The sequence below is a fragment of the Streptomyces sp. SCA2-17 genome, assembly GCF_044336695.1.
Genome location: NZ_CP117521.1, coordinates 3,998,203 through 4,017,893 on the forward strand (window position 1 = coordinate 3,998,203; position 19,691 = coordinate 4,017,893).

Annotated in this window: 18 protein-coding genes; 13 read left to right on the top strand and 5 right to left on the bottom strand. The window is 71.6% G+C overall.

All coding sequences use genetic code 11. From position 1 onward, the window contains the following. Positions 1-46: 46 nt before the first annotated feature. A complete protein-coding gene (locus PS271_RS18115; protein ID WP_398382963.1) occupies positions 47-1,342 on the bottom strand; it encodes an alanine racemase in 1,296 nt (431 codons plus the stop codon). 184 nt (positions 1,343-1,526) lie between these two features. Here PS271_RS18115 and PS271_RS18120 point away from each other — a divergent pair, with 184 nt between their 5' ends. The 4 genes from PS271_RS18120 to PS271_RS18135 are packed head-to-tail and all read left to right on the top strand — an operon-like array spanning position 1,527 to position 5,502. Next, on the top strand, positions 1,527-2,729 hold the full coding sequence (locus PS271_RS18120) for a PfkB family carbohydrate kinase (protein WP_398382965.1): 1,203 nt from the start codon (positions 1,527-1,529) through the stop codon (positions 2,727-2,729). After that, a complete protein-coding gene (locus tag PS271_RS18125; protein WP_120753476.1) occupies positions 2,726-3,496 on the top strand; it encodes an IclR family transcriptional regulator in 771 nt (256 codons plus the stop codon). The genes PS271_RS18120 and PS271_RS18125 overlap by 4 nt, the downstream gene beginning before the upstream one ends. Before the next feature lie 23 nt (positions 3,497-3,519). Then, the gene (locus tag PS271_RS18130) at positions 3,520-3,924 is read left to right on the top strand and encodes a RidA family protein (protein WP_398386920.1); all 405 of its coding nucleotides are present in this window, start codon (positions 3,520-3,522) and stop codon (positions 3,922-3,924) included. Between the two features lie 30 nt (positions 3,925-3,954). Further along, complete coding sequence (locus PS271_RS18135; protein WP_398382967.1) at positions 3,955-5,502, top strand: GntP family permease; 1,548 nt, start codon at positions 3,955-3,957, stop codon at positions 5,500-5,502. Positions 5,503-5,550: 48 nt separating this feature from the next. Here the strand turns inward: PS271_RS18135 and PS271_RS18140 are convergent, their stop codons facing one another. Further along, entirely contained in the window at positions 5,551-6,858 is a 1,308-nt protein-coding gene (locus PS271_RS18140; RefSeq protein WP_398382969.1) for a M14 family metallopeptidase, read from the bottom strand. 344 nt (positions 6,859-7,202) lie between these two features. Between PS271_RS18140 and PS271_RS18145 the strand changes: the two genes are divergently transcribed. Further along, a complete protein-coding gene (locus PS271_RS18145) occupies positions 7,203-8,060 on the top strand; it encodes a S1 family peptidase (RefSeq protein WP_398382971.1) in 858 nt (285 codons plus the stop codon). A gap of 81 nt (positions 8,061-8,141) precedes the next feature. Here PS271_RS18145 and PS271_RS18150 read toward each other — a convergent pair whose 3' ends face one another. Then, on the bottom strand, positions 8,142-9,944 hold the full coding sequence (locus PS271_RS18150; RefSeq protein WP_398382973.1) for a chitinase: 1,803 nt from the start codon (positions 9,942-9,944) through the stop codon (positions 8,142-8,144). A gap of 43 nt (positions 9,945-9,987) precedes the next feature. Here PS271_RS18150 and PS271_RS18155 point away from each other — a divergent pair, with 43 nt between their 5' ends. Beyond that, positions 9,988-10,416 carry a DUF3592 domain-containing protein gene (locus PS271_RS18155; RefSeq protein ID WP_398382975.1) on the top strand — a complete coding sequence of 143 codons (429 nt, stop codon included), beginning with the start codon at positions 9,988-9,990 and terminating at the stop codon, positions 10,414-10,416. A gap of 12 nt (positions 10,417-10,428) precedes the next feature. Here PS271_RS18155 and PS271_RS18160 read toward each other — a convergent pair whose 3' ends face one another. Further along, complete coding sequence (locus tag PS271_RS18160; protein ID WP_398382977.1) at positions 10,429-11,004, bottom strand: hypothetical protein; 576 nt, start codon at positions 11,002-11,004, stop codon at positions 10,429-10,431. Positions 11,005-11,054: 50 nt separating this feature from the next. Next, positions 11,055-13,106 (bottom strand): hypothetical protein, encoded by a 2,052-nt coding sequence (locus PS271_RS18165; protein WP_398382979.1) that lies wholly within the window; start codon positions 13,104-13,106, stop codon positions 11,055-11,057. Positions 13,107-13,462: 356 nt separating this feature from the next. Here PS271_RS18165 and PS271_RS18170 point away from each other — a divergent pair, with 356 nt between their 5' ends. From PS271_RS18170 to PS271_RS18200, 7 genes are all read left to right on the top strand, one after another. After that, positions 13,463-14,350 (top strand): hypothetical protein, encoded by an 888-nt coding sequence (locus PS271_RS18170; RefSeq protein WP_398382981.1) that lies wholly within the window; start codon positions 13,463-13,465, stop codon positions 14,348-14,350. A 153-nt stretch (positions 14,351-14,503) separates the two neighbouring features. Next, entirely contained in the window at positions 14,504-15,235 is a 732-nt protein-coding gene (gene cpaB, locus PS271_RS18175) for a Flp pilus assembly protein CpaB (RefSeq protein WP_398382983.1), read from the top strand. Between the two features lie 8 nt (positions 15,236-15,243). Further along, positions 15,244-16,557, top strand: coding sequence for a CpaE/TadZ family protein (locus PS271_RS18180; RefSeq protein WP_398382984.1), 1,314 nt, complete (start codon positions 15,244-15,246; stop codon positions 16,555-16,557). Continuing rightward, complete coding sequence (locus PS271_RS18185) at positions 16,554-16,958, top strand: TadE/TadG family type IV pilus assembly protein (RefSeq protein ID WP_398382986.1); 405 nt, start codon at positions 16,554-16,556, stop codon at positions 16,956-16,958. Before PS271_RS18180 ends, PS271_RS18185 begins: the two co-directional genes overlap by 4 nt. Before the next feature lie 3 nt (positions 16,959-16,961). Continuing rightward, positions 16,962-17,345 (top strand): TadE/TadG family type IV pilus assembly protein, encoded by a 384-nt coding sequence (locus tag PS271_RS18190; RefSeq protein ID WP_398382988.1) that lies wholly within the window; start codon positions 16,962-16,964, stop codon positions 17,343-17,345. Positions 17,346-17,394: 49 nt separating this feature from the next. Then, positions 17,395-18,732 (top strand): TadA family conjugal transfer-associated ATPase, encoded by a 1,338-nt coding sequence (locus tag PS271_RS18195; RefSeq protein ID WP_398382990.1) that lies wholly within the window; start codon positions 17,395-17,397, stop codon positions 18,730-18,732. A gap of 17 nt (positions 18,733-18,749) precedes the next feature. Beyond that, entirely contained in the window at positions 18,750-19,688 is a 939-nt protein-coding gene (locus PS271_RS18200; RefSeq protein WP_398382992.1) for a type II secretion system F family protein, read from the top strand. Positions 19,689-19,691: the final 3 nt, after the last annotated feature.

Here is a 19,691-nt window from a genome sequence, read left to right on the forward strand (position 1 = left end):
TGGGGTTGCGCGCCGTTGCGGCGGGAAAATGCGCCGGCCGCGCCCGTCAGAAGAACGTGCGGATGTAGTCCGTGACCGTGCCGTTCTCCGTGGCCAGGGGGATCAACTGCCACTTGTCGAACACCGTGCACGGGTGCGACAGGCCCAGGCCCACCCAGTCGCCGACCTCCACCTCCGCCCCCTCCGCGAGTTCCACGAACGCGTGCTGGTCGGCGAGGCCGATCACGGTCATGCCGTCGCCGCCCCGCAGGGAGCCGTCCCGTGCGGACCGCACGGCCCGTACGACCGGCAGGTCCAGGTCGTACGGCACGTCCCGCTTGCCGGCGTTGAGGTAGGCGCGGCCCGGTTCGGGGCGGGAGACGACCTGGGCCCAGAGGCGGAACGCCGGGCGGAGTTCGCCCTCGTCCGGGTGCCGGTTGAAGGGGGTCTTCTTCCGGTACGCCCCGTCGTCGTGGGTGATGTACGCGCCCGACCGCAGCAGCTTCAGCACGGGCACCGACAGCGCCGGCAGTTCCGCGAAGACCTCGGCGACCGCGTCGAACCACGCGCTGCCGCCCGCGCTCACGACGATCTCCGCCACGTCCCCGAACCGGCCCGCCTTGTCGAACTCGGCGGCCAGCGCGGTCAGCCGGCGCAGCCACGTACGGACGAGGTCGCCGTCCGCGCCCGGGATCTCCGCCTCGTAGCCGCCGACGCCCGCCAGCCGCAGGGTGGTCACGGCGGCCACGGCGTCGGCGACGGCCGTGCAGTCGGCCTCGGTGCGGGCGCCCGTACGGCCGCCCTCGGCGCCCAGCTCGACGACGACGTCGAGGGGGCGGCGGGCCCCGGCCGCGCGCAGGGCGGCGTCCATCAGTTCGACGCCGCGGACGGAGTCGACGTAGGTGAAGAGCCGGAAGCCCGGGTCGGCGTCCAGCTCGGTGGCGAGCCAGCGCAGGGCCGCGGCGTCCACGACCTCGTTGGCGAGGAAGACGCGGCGGATGCCGTGCGCGCGGTAGACGCGGACCTGGGAGACGGTCGCCGCGGTGATCCCCCACGCGCCGTGCGCGATCTGCCGCTCCAGCAGCTGCGGCGCCATCGTGGTCTTGCCGTGCGGGGCGAAGGCCAGGCCGTGCCCGGCGGACCAGCGCTCCATGAGGGCGAGGTTGTGGTCGAGCGCCTCCGCCGACAGGGCGAGCACGGGCGTGGTGAAGCCGCCCGTGAACAGCGAGCGGCGCTCGGCGGCCAGAGCGCCCACGGTCAGGCCTTCGGCGTCCGGGGGCAGGCCCTTGAAGCGGTGGTCGACGCGGGTGTCCGCGAGCCGGGCCACGGCATCGGCGGCGTCGGTGGCGTCGGTAGTGGCCATGGAGCCTCCCGGGGTGTCTGGGGTGTGCTGTTGTTGCACTCTGTGCAACGACCGTTGCGTACTGCGCTGGCTGCTGTCTAACATCCCGCCAAGTACCGGGTCAACGGTCGTCTCACGCCCCGGGAGCGACCGTGACAGGACGCGTACAAAGACCCCGGACGGGAGCGAGGAGCGAGGGCCGACCGTGACCGCAGCCGCCGCCCCGAGGGGCACCCCGGACGCCGGCCCGGGCGCGGCCCCGCGCCCCGACGTCGTGTGCCTCGGCGAGTCGATGGCCGCCTTCCGGCCCGCGGCGGAACGGGAGCCGCTCGCCGACGCCGCGCTCTTCGCCCGGGGCATCGGCGGCGCCGAGTCCAACGTCGCCTGCGCCCTGGCCGCCGCCGGGCACCGGGCCGCATGGGTGAGCCGGGTCGGCGCGGACGCCTTCGGCGACCACCTGGTGGCCGCGATCGCCGCGTACGGCGTGGACGTCTCCGCCGTCCAGCGCGACCCCGCCCGGCCGACGGGCGTGTACTTCCGTACGGCAGGGGAACGGTCCGTGGGCCTGCCGGTCCTGCCGTCCGTCACCGACGGATCGCCCCCTTCCGAAGTCCTCTACTACCGCGCCGGATCCGCCGCCTCCGCCATGTCGCCGGCCCTGGTCCGCCGCGCCACCGCCTGGTCCGGCCGCGTCCTGCACCTCACCGGCATCACCGCCGCCCTCTCCGCCGGCTGCCTCGCCCTCCTCCGCGCCCTCACCGAGCGCCGCCCCGGCCGCCCCCTCGTCTCCTTCGACGTCAACTACCGCGTGGCGCTGTGGCGGAACGCCCCTGACGGACCCGCCGTCCTGGCCTCCCTCGCCCGCCGCAGCGACCTCGTCTTCGTCGGCGAGGACGAAGCCGAAGCCGCCTGGGGCCTCCACGGCCCCGCCGCGATCCGCGCCGCCCTCCCCGAACCGCGGATCCTCGTCGTGAAACAGGGCGCGGCGGGGGCGACGGCGTACGTACGCGCTGACGCGGAAGGCTCCGGCACGACGCCGCCCGCCGACGCGGTCGTCTCCGTCCCCGCCCCCTCCGTCGGCGTCGTCGCCCCCGTCGGCGCCGGGGACGCCTTCGCCGCGGGCTTCCTCTCCGGCACTCTCCGCGGGCTGGGCATCGAACAGTGCCTGCGTCACGGTCACCTCATGGCCGCCGCCGCCCTCACCGTCCCCGGCGACCTCGCCGCCCCGCCCCGCCGCGAGCACGCCGACCGGCTCGCCGCCCTCGGCCCCGCGGCGTGGGGGAGACTGCGACTCGCCCCGGGCTGGACCGAGCCCACGACCGGGCCCACGACCGGGCCCACGACGGAGCCCCCGCCCCGGTCCACGGCCGCCCCCGCCCCCGCCAGCGCGAAGGAACGCACCCCATGAGCCAGACCGTCGACCGCGCCCTGCGGATCCTGCCGCTCCTCGCCGAGGGGCCGGCCAACCTGGAGCAGGTGGCGGCCCGCCTCGGTGTCCACAAGTCGACCGCGCTGCGCCTCCTGCGCACCCTCCACGAACACGGCATGGTCTACCGGCAGCAGGACCAGCGCTACCGCCTCGGCACCCGCCTGTTCGCCCTCGCCCAGCAGGCCGCCGAGAACCTCGACGTCCGCGAGATCGCCCACCCGCACCTCGCCGCGCTCAACGAGCGCTGCGGGCACACCGTGCACCTCGCCGTGTACGAGGACGGCGAGGTCCTCTACATCGACAAGGTCGAGAGCCGCTACCCCGTACGGATGTACTCGCGCATCGGCAAGCCCGTCGCGATCACCGTCGCCGCCGTCGCCAAACTGCTCCTCGCCGACCTGCCCGAACCCGAGCGGCGCGCCGTCGCCGAGCGCCTCGACTACCCCGCCTACACGGCCCGTTCGACGCCGAACGCCGCCGCGTACCTCAAGGAGCTCGCCACCGTACGGGAACAGGGCTGGGCCACGGACTTCGGCGGCCACGAGGAGTCCATCAACTGCATCGGCGCACCCGTCCGCGGCACCGACGGCCGCACCGTCGCCGCCTGCTCGGTCTCCGCGCCGAACGTCGTCGTCGGCACGGGCGAACTCCTCGAACTCCTCCCGCTGCTGCGCCGCACCGCGGACGCCATCAGCGCGGAGTACTCCGGTACGACACCGCCACCCCTCCAGAAAGCGAACTCATGACTGACGTGACCGGCATGACCGGCATGACCGAGAAGACAGCTCTCACTCCCGCCACGCACACCACCCCGCCCGCGAAGTTCTCGCACGGCGTGCGGAAGGGCAACATCCTTCAGGTCGCCGGCCAGGTCGGCTTCCTGCCGGCGGAAGAGGGCCGGCCGCCGACGCCCGCCGGGGACACCCTGCGCGCCCAGACCCTCCAGACCCTCGCCAACGTCAAGGCGGTCCTGGAGGAGGGCGGCGCGACCTGGGAGGACGTGATCATGATGCGGATCTACCTCACCGACACCGCCCACTTCGCCGAGTTCAACGAGCTCTACGACGCGTACTTCGCCGGGCTGACGGCCGTCCCCGCCGCCCGTACGACCGTCTACGTCGGCCTCCCCGCCGGTCTGCTCGTCGAGATCGACGCACTCGCCGTCCTCGGCTGACGGCCGTCACGAGGCCGGGGGGTGCCCGTCGTGCCCGACGCTGCCGACGTGTCCGCCGAGACCGTCACGTACGCGGCCGAGCGCCGCACCGGAGGGCTGCTCGCCCTCGTCCCGGGCACCGCCGGTCTGCTGACCGTCGCCGCCCTCGGCATCGCCCTGCTCCTCTTCCTCATCATCAAGGCCAGGCTCCAGCCCTTCGTGGCCCTGCTGGCCGTCTCGATCGCCGTCGGCCTCGGCGCCGGGCTGTCCGTGACCGAGCTCTTCGGCACGGTCCAGAAGTCCGGCGCCGTCTCGCTCGTCGAGTCCGGCATGGGCGGCACCCTCGGCCACATCGCCGTCATCGTCGGGCTCGGCACGATGCTCGGCTCGGTCCTGGAGGCCTCCGGCGGCGCGGAGGCCCTCAGCGGCCGGCTCCGCGCCCTCTTCGGCGAGCGCCGCGCGCCCCTCGCGATGGGCGTGACCGGCGTGGTCTTCGGCATACCGGTCTTCTTCGACGTCGGCATCTTCGTCCTCGCGCCGATCGTGTACGCGACCGCCCGGCGCAGCGGAAAATCGATTCTGCTGTACGCGCTGCCGCTGCTGGCCGGCCTTTCCATGACCCACGCCTTCCTACCGCCGCACCCGGGCCCGGTCGCCGCGGCCGGGCTGCTGCACGTGGACCTCGGTCTGGTGATCCTCATGGGCGCGGCGGCGGGCGTGCCGGCGGTGGTGGCGGCGTGGGCGTACGCGGCGTGGATCGGCCGCCGCGTCTTCGTCCCCGTACCCGAGGAGATGGCGGCGGCGGCCGAGGAGGCGAAGCGGACGGCGGCGACGGCGACGGCGGCGCGGAAGGGCTCGTCAGGCCCGCCGGGCCCGTCATCGAAGGGCCCGTCATCGAAGGGGCCGGCCCCCGAGCAACCGGTCGCGCTCGGCACCCTGCTCGCCGTCATCGGCACGCCCCTGCTGCTCATCCTCCTCGCGACCTTCTCCTCGGTGGCGTTCGCGCCGAGCACGGGCCGCTCGGTGGTGGAGTTCTTCGGTCACCCGTTCGTGGCGTTGACGATCGCCCTGCTGCTGGCGTACTGGCTGCTGGGTCTGCGGCGCGGCTGGTCCCGTACGTCGCTGGAGGCCGTCTCGACCGCCTCGCTCAAGCCGGTGGGCAACATCCTGCTCGTCGTCGGCGCGGGCGGCGTCTTCGGCGCGGTCCTCAAGGGGAGCGGCGTGGCCCAGGCGCTGGCCGACGCGTTCGCCGGGGCCGGCCTGCCGGTCGTCGTGCTGGCGTGGCTGATCGCGGTCGTCCTGCGGGTGGCGCAGGGCTCGGCGACGGTGGCGATCGTGACGACGGCGGGCATCGTCGCCCCGCTGCTGGCCGGCGGTCCCGGCGGCGGCCCCTCGCAGGCGCAGGCGGCCCTGGTCGTCGTGGCGATCTCGGCGGGCTCGGTCTTCGCCTCGCACGTCAACGACGGCGGCTTCTGGATGGTCTCCACGTACTTCGGCATCCCGGAGCGGGAGACGCTGGCGTCGTGGACGGTCCTGGAGTCGGTGCTGTCGGTGGCGGGGTTCGCGGTGGCGGCGGCGCTGAGCGCGGTGGTGCCGTGACGCGGCCCCGCCGGTCCTCCCTCCGGACCGGCGGGGCCGCACGCACGGCTACTTCTTGCAGTACTGCGCCTCCTTGCCGATGACCCGGTACATGCAGTCCGAGGCCTCCAGCAGTTGCAGCACCGCTTCGCGGTTGCGCACGACCTCCCGGTCGATCACCTCGTCGGGCGGGTAGAAGCCGCCGCCCGCGCCGCTCTCGTTCGGATACATCTCGAAGGTGTACGAGAAGATCCGCTGGTCGCCCCAGAGCCAGTCGTCGATGGTCCCGTCGGTGGTGTAGAGGTCGCTGGACTGCTCGGGCTTGTAGCCGTTGCTGGCGGCCATGGACTTGCCGAGCGTGGCGTAGACGTCGTGCTCGTCCTGGCTCATGCCGGGCCCGGTGTCGTCGTAGGTGTAGCCGAAGGGCCACATGACCAGCTCGCTGTACGTGTGGAAGTCGATGCCCGACTTGATCTGCTGCTTGCCGCCGACGATCCGGCTGCGGACGAAGTCGGCGACGACCTTCACCTCGGGCGCGGACTCGCCCGCCGTGCCGCGGTAGGTCTCGGAGCCGGGGCTGCCGGAGGAGCCGCCGCAGCAGCCCCACTTGTAGTTCCAGTTGCGGTTGAGGTCGGTGCCGCGGGAGGCGGAGCCGGCGTTGGGCTGGCGGTTCTTGCGCCAGCCGCGGTACGAGCCGGTGGCGATGTCGTATTCGCCCCCGTCGGGGTTGACGTCGGGCACGACCCAGATCTCGCGCGAGTCGACCATCTTGGTGACGCGCGGGTCGCTGCCGTACTTGGAGCCGAACTCCTTGAGCAGGTAGAGGGCCATCTCGATGGTGAGGTGCTCGCGCGCGTGCTGGTGCGCGGTGAAGAGCACCTCGGGCTCGTCCTCGTCCGTGGCGACGTTGTCGCTGATCTTGACGGCGACGATGTCACGGCCCTCGTAGGACTTGCCGATGACCTTCTTGCTCATGATCGACGGGTGGGCGGCGACGCCGGCGTCGATCTCCGCCATGGCCTCCTTGTAGTTGTGGTACTTCGCGTCCTCCGGCGGGAAGTCGTACGGCTCGGTGGCCCGGCCGCCCGAGCGGTCCGGCGGGCCGGGCAGCCGGCTGACCTTGTAGCCCATCCGGCGGATGTGCTCGGCCTGGGCGTCGTCGGCCGTGACGACGATCGAGGCGCCCCGCACGGCGTCGACGGAGACGCCGGTCGCGGCGACGGCGGTGCGCTGGGCTGCGGTACGAGGGCCGGTGACCTCGTACTCGTGGGTCCCGCGGGCCTCCTCGGCGCCGCGCGAGGCGGCGGGGACGGCCAGGGCCAGGGTGAGCACGGCGGCGAGGGCGGTCGCCCATCTGCCGCGCGAACGCGGTCGCATGCGGTCTCCTGGGGGGTTCCGGTCGTGCGACGGGTGGGGGGTGTCGCGTGGAGAGCTGTCGCGTGGACAGGTCGCGTGGACAGGTCTCGCGTGGACAGATCTCGCTGGGGGGTGTCACGTGGGGGGTGACGCGAGGGAGGGAAAAGGGGGTACAGGGGGTGCGTGGTCAGTGTCGAGCTGTGTCATGAACGGGTCAACGTAAGGGAGGCGGGGGAATCCGGCCAAGTTGTGCGCCACTCCGGTGACTTCGGTCCTGTTGATTGCGCCCGCCCCCACCGGCACCAACAATGCGCATGTCAAAACCGAACAGGGCTTCGGCTCGGCTCAGAGAGGAACCACCCCCCATGAGAAGACCTCTCGTCGGTGCGCTCGCCACACTGCTCCTCACCGGAGCGACCGTGGCCGGTGCGGGCACCGCCACCGCGGCTTCCCCGGACGGCGCGGCGGGCGCCGCCAAGGCCGGGTCCAAGGCGGTCGACTTCGCGGGCACCGTGGCGCTCAGCAACTGTTCAGGCTCCCTGATCCGCCTTCCGGGCTCGTCGGACAACGACCCCGGCCTCGTCATGACCAACGGACACTGCCTGGAGACCGGCATGCCGGGGCCCGGCGAGGTCATCACCGACCGGCCGTCCACGCGGACCTTCAGCCTGCTGAACTCCAGTGCGGGCAAGGTTGCCACACTGCGTGCCGCAAAAGTCTCATACGCCACGATGACGGACACGGATGTCACCCTCTACGAGCTGAACACGACGTACGCGCAGATCAAGCAGCGGTACAAGATCGACGCTCTGAACCTGTCACCCGACCACCCCGTGGCCGGCACGGCCATCAAGGTCGTCTCCGGCTTCTGGAAGCGGATCTACAGCTGCAACGCCGACGGGTTCGTCCACCAGCTCCGCGAGGCCGACTGGACCTGGAAGGATTCGCTCCGCTACACCTCGTCGTGCAACACGATAGGCGGCACGTCCGGCTCGCCGGTGGTCGACGCGAACACCGGCAAGGTCATCGCGATCAACAACACCGGCAACGAGAGCGGCGAGCGCTGCACGATGAACAACCCGTGCGAGGTCGACGAGAACGGCCAGGTGACCGTGCGGCAGGGCATCAACTACGCCCAGGAGACGTACGGCATCGCCAAGTGCTTCGCCACCGGCAACAAGCTGGACCTGAGCCTCCCGGGCTGCGAGCTTCCCAAGCCGTAACGTTCCGCCACCCACGCCCTGCTGCCGGACGGGCCTCCGGGCCGGTCCGGCAGCGGGCGGGTGTGCGGTGGGCGCCCAGGGTTACGGCAGCCCGTGCACGTGCGGGCCGACCGTGCCCGACCAGGAACTGCCGTTTGCCGCGTCCCAGTTGGTCGACCACGTCATGGCGCCGCGGATCCCGGGATACGTCCGCGACGGCTTGAACGACCCGCAGCCCGTGCCCTTCGCCAGGCAGTCCAGCGCGCTGTTGACCACCGACGGGGACACGTAGCCGCTGCCCGCGGCGCGGGGCGAGGCGGGCAGGCCCAGGCCGACCTGTGAGGGGTCGAGGCCGCCTTCGAGCTGGATGCAGGCGAGCGCGGTGAGGAAGTCGACCGACCCCTGCGCGTAGACCTTGCCGTCGCAGCCGTTCATGGAACCCGAGTTGTAGTACTGCATGTTGACGACGGTCAGGATGTCCTTGATGTTGAGCGCGGTCCGGAAATAGCCCGCCGACGTCGACTGCATGTCGATCGTCTGCGGCGCCATGGTGATGACGAGCCCGCTTCCTGCCTTCGCCGACAGCGCGCGCAGCGCCTGCGTCATGTAGGTGGGGTTCAGCCCGTTCTCCAGGTCGATGTCGACGCCGTCGAACCCGTACTCCCGCATCAGGGCGTAGACGCTGTCCGCGAAGTGCGCCGCGGAGGAGGCGTCGTTGACGGTGATCGTGCCGCGCTCGCCGCCGATGGAGAGGACGACGCTCTTCCCGGCCGCCCGTTTGGCCGCGATGTCGGCTTTGAACTGCGCCTCGGTGTAGTTCAGCGCGGGGTCGAGCCGGAAGTCGACCGCGCCGGGCGTGGCGGTGGCGTCGGCGAAGGCGACGGCGATGATGTCGTACTGGCTCTGCACGTCACTGATCTTCTGGACCGTGGCACCGTTGCTGAAGTTCTGCCAGTAGCCGGTGACGGCGTGCTCGGGTACCGAGGGCCCGGGGCCCGGGTCGCCGCCGCCCGGGCTCGTCGTGGCCGTCACCGCTGCCGACTTCGGGGACTCTCCGGCGGCGTTGGTGGCCGAGACCTCGAACCGGTACGAGGTCGAGGCCGCGAGCCCCGTCACGGTGGCCGAAGCCGCCTCCGCCGAGAGCACCTTGGTGCCGTCCCGGTAGACGTTGTAGCCCGTGGCGCCGGGCACCGCGTCCCAGGCCAGGGCCACGGACGAGGCGGTCACGGCCCCTGCCCTGAGCCCGCCCGGAGCACCGGGCACCGGCTCCCCGGGGTCGCCGCCGCCCGGCCCCGTCAGGGTGATGTCGTCGGCGAAGTAGGCGGGCTGCCCGTACCACCCATGGGTGTAGACGGTGACGGAGGTGGTGGCGGGGCCCGTGGTGAAGGTGGTGGTGAGCTGCTGCCAGGACCCCGCGGACGGCGTCCATGTGGACACGTCCGTCGTCCCCGTGCCGTCGGCGCCGAGATACACGTAGGAGCCCTGCACCCACGCGCTCAGCGTGTACGAGGAGCCGGGCCGTACAGCGACGGTCTGCGCACACCGGGCGTGGTCCGCCCCGGCGGGCACGGCCTTGAGCGCACCGCTTCCGGAGTGCACGGGGGACGCGACGACGGCGCCGCTGCCGCCGGAACACGTCCACCCGGCCAGACCGGACTCGAAACCGGGGTTCTTGGCGAGGTTGCCGTCAACGGCGGCATGCGCCGGCCCTGCACCGAAGGCGGGGAAGGCGGGGAGACCGGCGAGCGCGAGGCCCGCGGCCAGGAGGGTGCAGAGACGGGCTGTGCGGCGTCTGTGACGGGGCAGGCGTGAGTGCTCCACTGGTGCCTCCGGTGGGGAGTGGGAGAACAGGCGAGGGAGGGTGGGAACGGTGGCCGCCGTGGCGTACAAGTTGGTCCAGACCATTTGCCCTGTCAAGGGTTCCGGCAGCCGTCATTAGGCTGCGGGCATGACCACCCTGATCGTCCTTCTGCTCTTCGTGGCGGGCACCGCATGGATCCTCTGCAAGTGCGTGCACGAATGGCTGACCTCGCTGAGGTCCGTCTTCTTCGGCGAGCGCGCGGAAGGCCGTTGCGTGCGCAGCTACGGAACGGAAGGCTCCGACGGCTTCACGCGCATGCACCACGTCTACGGCTTCACCACGGCCGACGGCCGGGCGGTGGAGTTCGAGGAACCCACCATGCTCATGCGGGAAGGCAGAACGGTCACCGTCCGCTACCGGACCGAGGACCCGGAGCGGACGGCGACCGTCATGGGAGCGCGCACCCTTTCCCCCTTGCTCGGGGGCCTTTTCGGGATAGTGGTGAGCGGTTCCTTCTTTCTGACCAGCCTGGTGGTTCTCTGGTTGTACGTGACGGACGTGTGGCCGAAGCGCTAGCGCACGGGACCGTCAGCCGGTCACCTTGATGGACTTCAGGATCCCGTCCAGGTCGTCCTGCGAGAGCTTCCCCTTCGGCGCGGTGACCCGTACGACCCAGGGCTTGTCGTCCTTGTCCATGCCGACGACGTCGACGGCGGTCATCTCGGTGCCCCGCGGAGGAGACCCGTCGGCGCCGCTGGACGTGAACTCGTGGCCGATCCGCGTGGCCCGGCTCGTCCCGGGCACCTTCACGTCCTCCTTGTCCTTGGCCGTGCCGCCGAATTCGTACGCCGCGTCCGCGCCCGCGACCGCCATGTCCAGGTCGCTCGTCTCCATGAACCGGACCTGCACGATCACGCGGGCGACGGTCTTCCCGCCCTCCACCAGGTCCGCCTCGGCCGTGGCGGACTTGGGGAGCTTGTCCTCGGCCAGCTCCGCGAACCCCTTCGGGTAGGCGACGCTGACCTGCTGTGCGTCCAGCGTCCGCCACCCCTCGGGGACGGCCGCCTCCCCGGCCTTCTCGCTACCGCAGCCGGCCGCGAGGAGGCCCGCGAGGGCGGTGGTCGCGGCGGCTGCCGTGGCGCGGCGTACGGTGGCGCTGATCATCGGGTCTCGCTCTCTGGATGGCTGTCCGGCAGTGATATCACTCGAGGCCGCTACTTCGAGCAGAGCGTCATCGGCAGGTAGCTGCGCTTTCCGTCCTGCGGGGCGCCCAGGAACTCCGCGTCCTTCTGGCGGACGTGGTCCTTGCTGGCCTCCACGTTCGCGGTGTAGCCGAAGGAGACCATGCCGAGGTTGAGTTCGGCGCCGAACTCCGCGGCGTCGGTGACGCCGTCGTAGGTGAGCTTGCTGGACTTGCCGTCTTCGAACATCAGCTGGCCGAACTTGTCGTCGTCACCGGGCTTCTCCGTGGGAGCCCCGTCGAAGAGCAGCATTTCGAGGGGCGTCCCGTACTTGCCGTTCCCCTTCAGCCACTTCTCGGCGGTATCCCGCTGCGTGTCGTCGTTGATGTCGAGCGTGGTCGTGACGACCTCGGTCACGGTGTCCTTGGCCGAGCCGCTGACCGACCCCTTGCCCTTGGACTTGCCGGCGTTCTTGTTGTCCTTGCCCTTGTCGTTCTGGTCCGGGACCTTCTCGTCGCTCGAGGCCTCGTGCTTGCCGCCGGCCTTGCCGGAGTTCTCCTGGGTGCGGGTCATGATGATCCGCTTCAGGTGATGGCCCTCGTCGCGGGTGACCGTGATGGCGCCGGTGACCCCGGCTCCGTTCTCCGCCGAGACCTTGGTCCCCCCGGCGCTGGCCTCTCCGCCCGTGCTGCCCTCCACCTTGAAGGCGAAGGTCTTGGACGTGGTGTGGTTGATGCCGTCCTTGGTGATCGTCGCGGTGGGGGCGACCTTGACCTTGCCGCCGAGCTTGCCCTCGATCTGGTCGTCGATCGAGCCGGAGAGCTTGAGGTCGCCGGCGCCTTCCAGGCCCACGGAGCCGTAGGAGAGGTGGCCCGCGTTGATCGTGTTGTTGACCTCTTTCTGGAGCTTCATGTAATGGTCGGCCGAGCGGGCGGCCACCAGGGGCGAATCCCTGGCGTACTGCATTCCGGCCTTGGCGCTCTGCAGCCGCTCCAGCTTGTCGCGGAACTTGTCGGCCTCCTCCTGGCTGTCGAACTGCCAGGTGTCGCCCGCGGTGACCTTCACGCCACCGGACAGCTCCACTTCGGACTTGCCGTCCTCGTCGAGTTTGCCGAGCTTCCCGCCCCATTTGGGAGAGAAAGCAACGCCCGCCTTTCCGGCCTCGCTGAAAGTGAGCCGGACCCGGTCCTTGTAGACGGGTTTTCCGTCCTTGCCCAGAACGGGCTTCCCGTCCTTGTCGACTTCCCGCACCTTGAACTTCTGCTGCTGGAAGCCGTACTCGTTGCCCAGCTTGAACCAGGCGATCTTCACTTCCTGGCCCGCCGTGCTGCTCGTGTTGGCGGTGTTGCACATCGTCGGCTCGAAGTCGGCGTTGCTGAGCTTGCTCCCGTCCCCGGCCCGGGTCTCCGTGCCGTCGCCGCACGCGCCGCCGAAAGCCTGGCAGAGCTTGCCCTTGATGGTGTCGGCGATGGACTTGCCCATGGCGGTGCTGATGAGGCTCGCCATCACGGCGACCACCACGACGACCGTCCCGATGTACTCGGTCGCGGTCACTCCGGAATCGCCCCAGGCGTAGGCCCCGGGCTCGGGCCGGGAACGCCGCAGCCTGGCCAGGAGGAGCCCGCAGGCCCCGCCCAGGACGAGGGCGGCGGCGGTCATGCCGATGCCTTCGGGGGCGAGGACGTCCCAGCCCTCGACGACCGTCCGGGTGCAGGTGAGGAACGGTATGCCCAGCGCGGCCAGGAGGTGCAGCGGCAGGGAGTCCCGGTGCGGCTCCGGGTGGAGCCGTGCCGCCGCCCAGACGGCGAGCGTCACGTACAGCGTGTTCGGGACGTGGATGAGCGCGACCCGCCAGCCGAAGGAGGCGAGCCGGCCCGCGGTCGCCAGGTCGTCGAGGGCGACCGCGTCGAGCACGTACCCGCTGACGAAGAGGAGGGCGACCGCGGCCGCCCAGGAGCGCATCGTCGAGAAGAAGACGCCGGACCCTTGCCGGGGCGGAGGTCCGTGAAGATGGTCCGCCCTGCCGGGACCGAAGTTGTTGCCTATGCCGCCGCTCATGCCCCCGCGCCCTCTGTACTTGATCATTCCCGGTCACGCTAGCCCGCGGAGACGGCCGGGTCGTGGGCCCACGGGCCCACCGCGGGGCCCAAAAAGATCATGGTTCGCCGGGGCGGGCGTCCATTGCTCCGCAGGTGCCTTCCGGGTGGAAATTCGATTTTTCGAATTCCGGTCCGGCGTAGGATCCGCAAGGCGTGCGGAGCGGGGCGCCCAGTCTGTCCGGATTTGCTTCCAGTTGGTGCTGCCGGCGGCTCCTGCCGGGGAAAGAGAAGGTGTTCTCCGGGCTCCTATGGCACGGATAAAGTGCTGAGGCAGCACGACGGGGGAGACTGATTTGCGACCGCTTGATCCACGAAGCGGCCGGAGGGGACGGGGAGTCAGACGTGCCGACCGCCATAGCAGTTACCGGTGACGATCTGGTGCTGGCGCCGCTGGAAGCGCAGACGCCGTCCGCGGCGGTGCTCCGGGCGCCGGGCGGGCAGTCGCTGGACGAGGCCCTCGCCGGCGTGCAGGCGCTGGTGGAGCGGTCCGGCCATGTCGTCGTGCTCTACCCCGCCTCGCTCCCCGCGGCCCACCGGCGGCGGCTGCAGACGATCCGCTCGGTCATGGCGGACGGCCGGATCGCGCTGCTCCAGGTCGACCTGCCGCCCTTGGCCCTGGCCGTCCTCGCCCGGCAGCTGCGGCAGATCTCCGTCTTCGACCTCGGCCCCGGCGTCGTCGGTTCGGCCGCGCGCCTCTTCCCCCACTACCTCTACGCGGGCGCGCTCCTGAACTCCGTCGCACGGCTCGACCACGTCCCGGTGGGGCTCAAGGCCCACGCGAAGTCCTGGCTGCCCGGTTCCCAGTTCGGGGTGCTGGCCGGGCCGGAGCCCCGGCTGATCCGGATCGGCGACGGCGCCACCCTCCCCGGCCCGAAGTTCGGCACCTACATGACCGTCGCCCAGGGGAAGGCCGGCGCGGACTGGGTCACGGGCGAGCTGGCCCCCGCGTGGGGCGTCCAGACGCTCCATCAGGCCGGCCTGCCGGAAGAATCCGCGCGCTGGTGGGGAACCGACAAGCTGGTCGAGTTCGTCGCCGGGATCGGGGACGCCTCGGTGCTCGCCCAGCTCGTCTTCTCCGTCCGCCGGCAGGCGTGCAGGTGGTGCGGTCTGGAGCTCATCGGCGACCGCTGCGTCTTCTGCGCCGCACCTCTCACGCCTCACGCGAACCAACCGGCCTCCGGCGGCGTCGTTACCGCCGAAGCCGGGCCGCAGGGACAGTCCTCCGAGTGACGCACAGAGGGCACCGCCCGGCCCTTCGCCGCTCCGCGGCGGGGCGGCGCGTGCCCGGGCAACCGCACGAGCACCGGGCTGCACGGAGCACGTCCCGGCGCGCCCCGCACCGCCGCTCATCGAACCCACCCTTGAACGAGGTAGTCCGCAACCATGAACTCACGCCAGCGACGCGGCGTCATCCTGCTGCTTCTCTCCGTCGTGTGCGCCTTCGCCGCCTTCGTCGGGGTCCTCTCGGTGATCAGTGATGTCGACTCCAAGGTGGGCCCGGAGGTCACGGCGTACGAGCTGAAGTCGGACGTGCCCGCCTACCGGTCGCTGGAGGCCGGGCAGTTCCGGAAGGTGTCCCTGCCCAAGCGCTGGCTGCCGAAGACCGCCGTGACCAACCTGGACGACGTCACGGGGAAGATAGCGGTCAACCCCCTGCGCGAGGGGTCGCTCCTGCAGTCCGACATGATCGCCGACCGGCCCGCCCTGAAGCCGGGACAGCAGGAGATCGCCATCATGATCGACGCCGCGACGGGCGTCGCGGGCAAGATCACGCCCGGAGCCACCGTGAACATCTACGCGACCTTCGCCGCCACGAGCGGCAGTGGCAGCGGCAGCGGTTCCGACGGCGCCGGCCAGCCGCGGTCCAAGGTGATCGTCAGCAACGCCAAGGTCATCGACGTGGGCAAGCTGACCGCCCTGCAGCCCAAGCAGGGGGACGCCCAGAGCGGCGGCGAGGCCGTTCCGATCACCTTCGCCCTGGAGACCCTCGACGCCCAGCGCGTCGCCTACGCCGAATCCTTCGCCTCCCACGTCCGCCTCGCGCTCGTCGCGCCCGGCAGCGACACCACCATCCCGCCGAACCAGCGGGACTACACCCTGAACGGCGACAAGTGAGGTAACGGATGGCCACAAGAATCCTCCCGGCCGTCGGTGACGCGGACGCCGCCCGTTCGGTTACGGCGCTGCTGAGCCAGCTCCCGGACACCGATCCCGCCCAGCCCGTCGGCAACTCCACCCTGTTGCTGGACACCCTCGCCCAGCTCGCCCACGAATCCGTCGCCGACCTCCCCGAGGTCGTCCTCGTGCACGAGCGCATCGGACCGCTGCCCGCCCTGGAACTGGTCCGGGAGGTGGCGCTCCGGTTCCCGGCGGCCGGCGTCATCCTCATCACGGCGGACACCACCCCCGCCCTGTTCTCCGCGGCCATGGACGCGGGCGCGCGGGGAGTCGTCGGCCTGCCCCTGTCGTACGACGAACTCCAGGCCCGGGTCCGCGCCACCGGGAACTGGGCCGTCGGCGTGCGCAAGCACCTGGCCGCGGACGTCGACGTCCCCAGCGGGCCCGGCGGCACGGTCGTCACCGTCACCGGAGCCAAGGGCGGCGTGGGCACGTCGGTCATCAGCATCCAGCTCGCGCTCGCCGCCCGGGCCTCCGGCCGGCACGTCGCGCTGGTGGACCTGGACCTGCAGGGCGGCGACATCGCCTCGTACCTGGACGTGCAGTTCCGGCGCTCCGTCGCCGACCTCGCCGACATACACGACATCTCCCCGCGCGTCCTGCAAGACGTCGTCTTCAACCACGAGACCGGTCTCGGCCTGCTGCTCGCCCCCGGCGAGGGCGAGCGCGCCGAAGAGGTCAGCGAGCGGACGGCCCGCCAGCTCGTCAGCGCGCTCCGCAGCCGCTACCAGGTCGTGGTCATCGACTGCGGAACGCAGGTGACCGGAGCCAATGCGGCGGCCGTCGAGATGGCGGACATCGCCGCCCTCGTCCTCACCCCCGACGTCGTCTCCGTCCGGGCCGCCAAGCGCATGGTGGGGATGTGGGAGCGCCTCCAGGTCCGCAAGGCCGAGGAGACCCTGGCCGTGGTGAACCGGGCCGTGCGCAACACCGAGATCCAGCCGCCGCTCGTCGAGCGGATCGTGGGCGCGCGGGTCGCCCGGTCGGCCATCCCGGCCCACTTCAAGGACTTGCAGCCCGCGGTGGACGCCGGGCGGATGCAGGACCTCGACAGCCGCAGCGTGGTCAAGCAGGCCATGTGGGCGCTGGCGGGGGAGCTGGGGCTGGTGCGCAGCGCCGGCCAGCACGCGGCCGGCAAGGGCCGGCGCCCCCGGTACCGCGGCGACCGGGGAGCGGCCGGCTTCCTGCGGCGGCGCGGGGACGACGAGGAGATACGACCGGACGCCGGGCCGGACGGAACCGCGGGAGCGGGACGGTGACGCGGCGACGCGCACGGCTCGCCGTGCGGGCGCACCGCGACCACGGGCAGGTGTCCGTCGAGTTCCTCGGCATCCTGCCGCTGATCATCCTGGTGCTGCTCGTCCTCTGGGAGTGCGCGCTCGCCGGCTACACCTACACCCTCGCCGGCGACGCCGCCGACAAGGCGGCCCGCCGGGGCGCCGTCGCGAGGGCGGGGCAGGAGGGCGGCGCGTGCCGCGACGCCGCCCTGAAGAGCCTGTCGGGCGACTGGCGGGACTCCGCGGCGGTCACGTGCCGCGACGACTTCGGCGCCGGGCTGTACCGGGCGGAGGTCGAGCTGGAGATCCCGGTGGTCTTCCCGGGGCTGGGCGGGTTTCCCTTCACGGTCACCGGCGAGGCCGCGGCCGCGAAGGAGGGCTGAACGATGGCCGTGGAGAGACGGAAGCGACGGACGGCCCGCGGGGACCGGGGGCAGGCGGCGGTCGAGTTCATCGGCATGCTCCCCCTGCTGGTCCTGCTGGGGCTGGCCCTGGTGCAGATCGGCCTCGCCGCCTACGCGGTGGAGCAGGCCGGCACCGGGGCGCGCGCCGCGGCCCGGGCGGCCTCGCGCCCCGGTCCGGCCGGGTGCCGGGCGGCCGGGCACGCCGCCATGAGCGGATGGATCGCGAAGCGGGCCGAGGTCGGGTGCCGGACCGGGCCCGGGGAGGTCACGGCGACGGTCACGGTGCGGATCCCGTCGGTCATCGCGTTCGACCTGGGCAGCACCACGAAGTCCGTGACCATGCCCGCGGACGCCGCCCGGCCCTGAGGCGCAGCCACCCCACCAGCCCGAGCACCCATCAGAAGGAGTCCCGATCATGAGCCTGAGGGCGCGCATCCACGCTCCCGAGGCGGCCGGCGGACAGCACGAGGAGAACCACCTCGTCGCGGTCTACCGCGCCAAGCTGCTGGAGGAGATCGACCTCGCGGAGATGTCCTCGCTGGCCGCGGCCGAGCGCAGGGCCCGGCTGGAGAGGGTCCTCGGCCACATCATCAGCCGGGAGGGGCCGGTCCTCTCCACGCACGAGCGCTCCATGCTCATCCGCCGCGTGGTGGACGAGGCGCTCGGCCTCGGCATCCTGGAGCCGCTGCTGGAAGACGCCTCCATCACCGAGATCATGGTGAACGGTCCGGACCAGATCTTCGTGGAGCGGGCCGGCCGGGTGGAGCGGCTGCCGCTCCGCTTCGCCTCCGACGAACAGCTGCTGCAGACGATCGAGCGGATCGTCTCGACCGTCAACCGGCGCGTCGACGAGTCCAACCCCATGGTGGACGCCCGCCTGCCCTCCGGCGAGCGCGTCAACGTGATCATCCCGCCGCTGGCGCTCTCCGGCGCGACGCTCACCATCCGCCGCTTCCCCCGGGCCTACACCCTGCAGGAGATGATCGGCCTGGGCTCGCTGGACGGGAACATGCTGGTGCTCCTCAACGCGCTGGTGCGGGCCAAGTTCAACGTCATCGTCTCCGGGGCGACCGGCTCCGGGAAGACGACCCTGCTCAACGCCCTCTCCGGGCTGATCCCGGAGCACGAGCGCATCATCACCATCGAGGACTCCGCGGAGCTCCGGCTCCAGCAGGAGCACGTCATCACCCTGGAGTCGCGGCCCCCGAACGTCGAGGGCAAGGGCCAGATCACCATTCGCGACCTGGTCCGCAACTCGCTCCGGATGCGCCCCGACCGGATCATCATCGGCGAGGTCCGCGGCGGCGAGACGCTCGACATGCTCCAGGCCATGTCCACCGGCCACGACGGCTCCCTGGCCACCGTCCACGCCAACAACGCCGAGGACGCCCTCATGCGCCTGCAGACGCTCGCCTCGATGTCCGAGGTCGAGATCCCGTTCCCGGCGCTGAAGGACCAGATCAACAGCGCGGTGGACGTCATCGTCCAGCTGAGCCGCAACGCCGACGGCACCCGCAAGATCAGCGAGATAGCGGTCCTCGACTCCCGCGGCCGGGAGGACTACAAGATCACCACGGTGTGCCGGTTCCACGCCCGGCCCATCTCGGCGGACGGCGTCGTGCACGGCGAATTCGCCTACTTCCCGCTGCCGCGCCGCGTCGCCGACCGGCTCTACCTCAAGAACGAGCCCGTCCCGCCCGCCTTCGGGGTGGCCGCCTCCGACGACCAGCTCGCCACCAGAGAAGCCAACTAGGAAGCCTGCTCACGGACATGGACAAGTACGCGCTACTGACGATCGGCGCCACGCTGCTGGGCTGCGTGCTCGCGATCACGGGCGTGCACGCTTACGCCTCGGGCAAGGCGGAGCGCGCGGCGCTGGTCGACCGGCTCGCCCGGTCGCACCGGGCGAGGGGCGGCGGACAGCGGCGCTCCTTCCGGGGCATCGACCGCCGGATACGCAGGACCGCCTTCGGCAAGAAGATCGAGCACCGGCTCGCGGCCACCGGCCTCACCCTGACCCCCGGCGAGTTCTTCGTCGCCATGGTCGGCGCGGTCGTCGGCCTGTGGCTGCTGGCCAGCCTGCTGCTCGCCCCGTTCTTCGGCCCCATCGCGGCGGGCGCCGGCCTCTGGGGTGCCTTCGCCTACCTCAACTGGCAGCGCCAGAAGCGCAACGAGAAGTTCATCAACCAGCTGCCGGAGCTCTCGCGCGTCGTCGCCAACGCGACCCAGGCGGGACTCGCCCTGCGCACGGCGCTCGCCATGGCCGCCGAGGAGCTGGAGAACCCCGCCGGCGAGGAGCTCGCCCGGGTCGCCGACCAGCTGGCCGTCGGCCACACCCTGGACGACGCCCTCGACGAACTGGCCAAGCGGCTGCCCTCCCGGGAGCTGGTCGTCCTCGTCACCACGCTCGTCCTGTCCAACAAGGCGGGCGGTACGGTCGTCAGCTCGCTGCGCAACCTCACCGTCACGCTGGAGGAGCGCAAGGAGACCCGCCGCGAGGTGCGCACCCAGCTCTCGCAGGTCACCGCCACCGCCTACATCGTGCCCGCGATGGGCCTGGGCGCCATGCTCGTCATGGACCGGATCTGGCCCGGGGCCCTCGACAAGATCACGGGTTCGGCGATCGGCCAGGGCGCCGTGATCATCTCCATCGGCCTGTACACGCTGGGGTTCTTCCTCGTCCGCCGCCTCGGCAAGATCGACGTCTGAGAG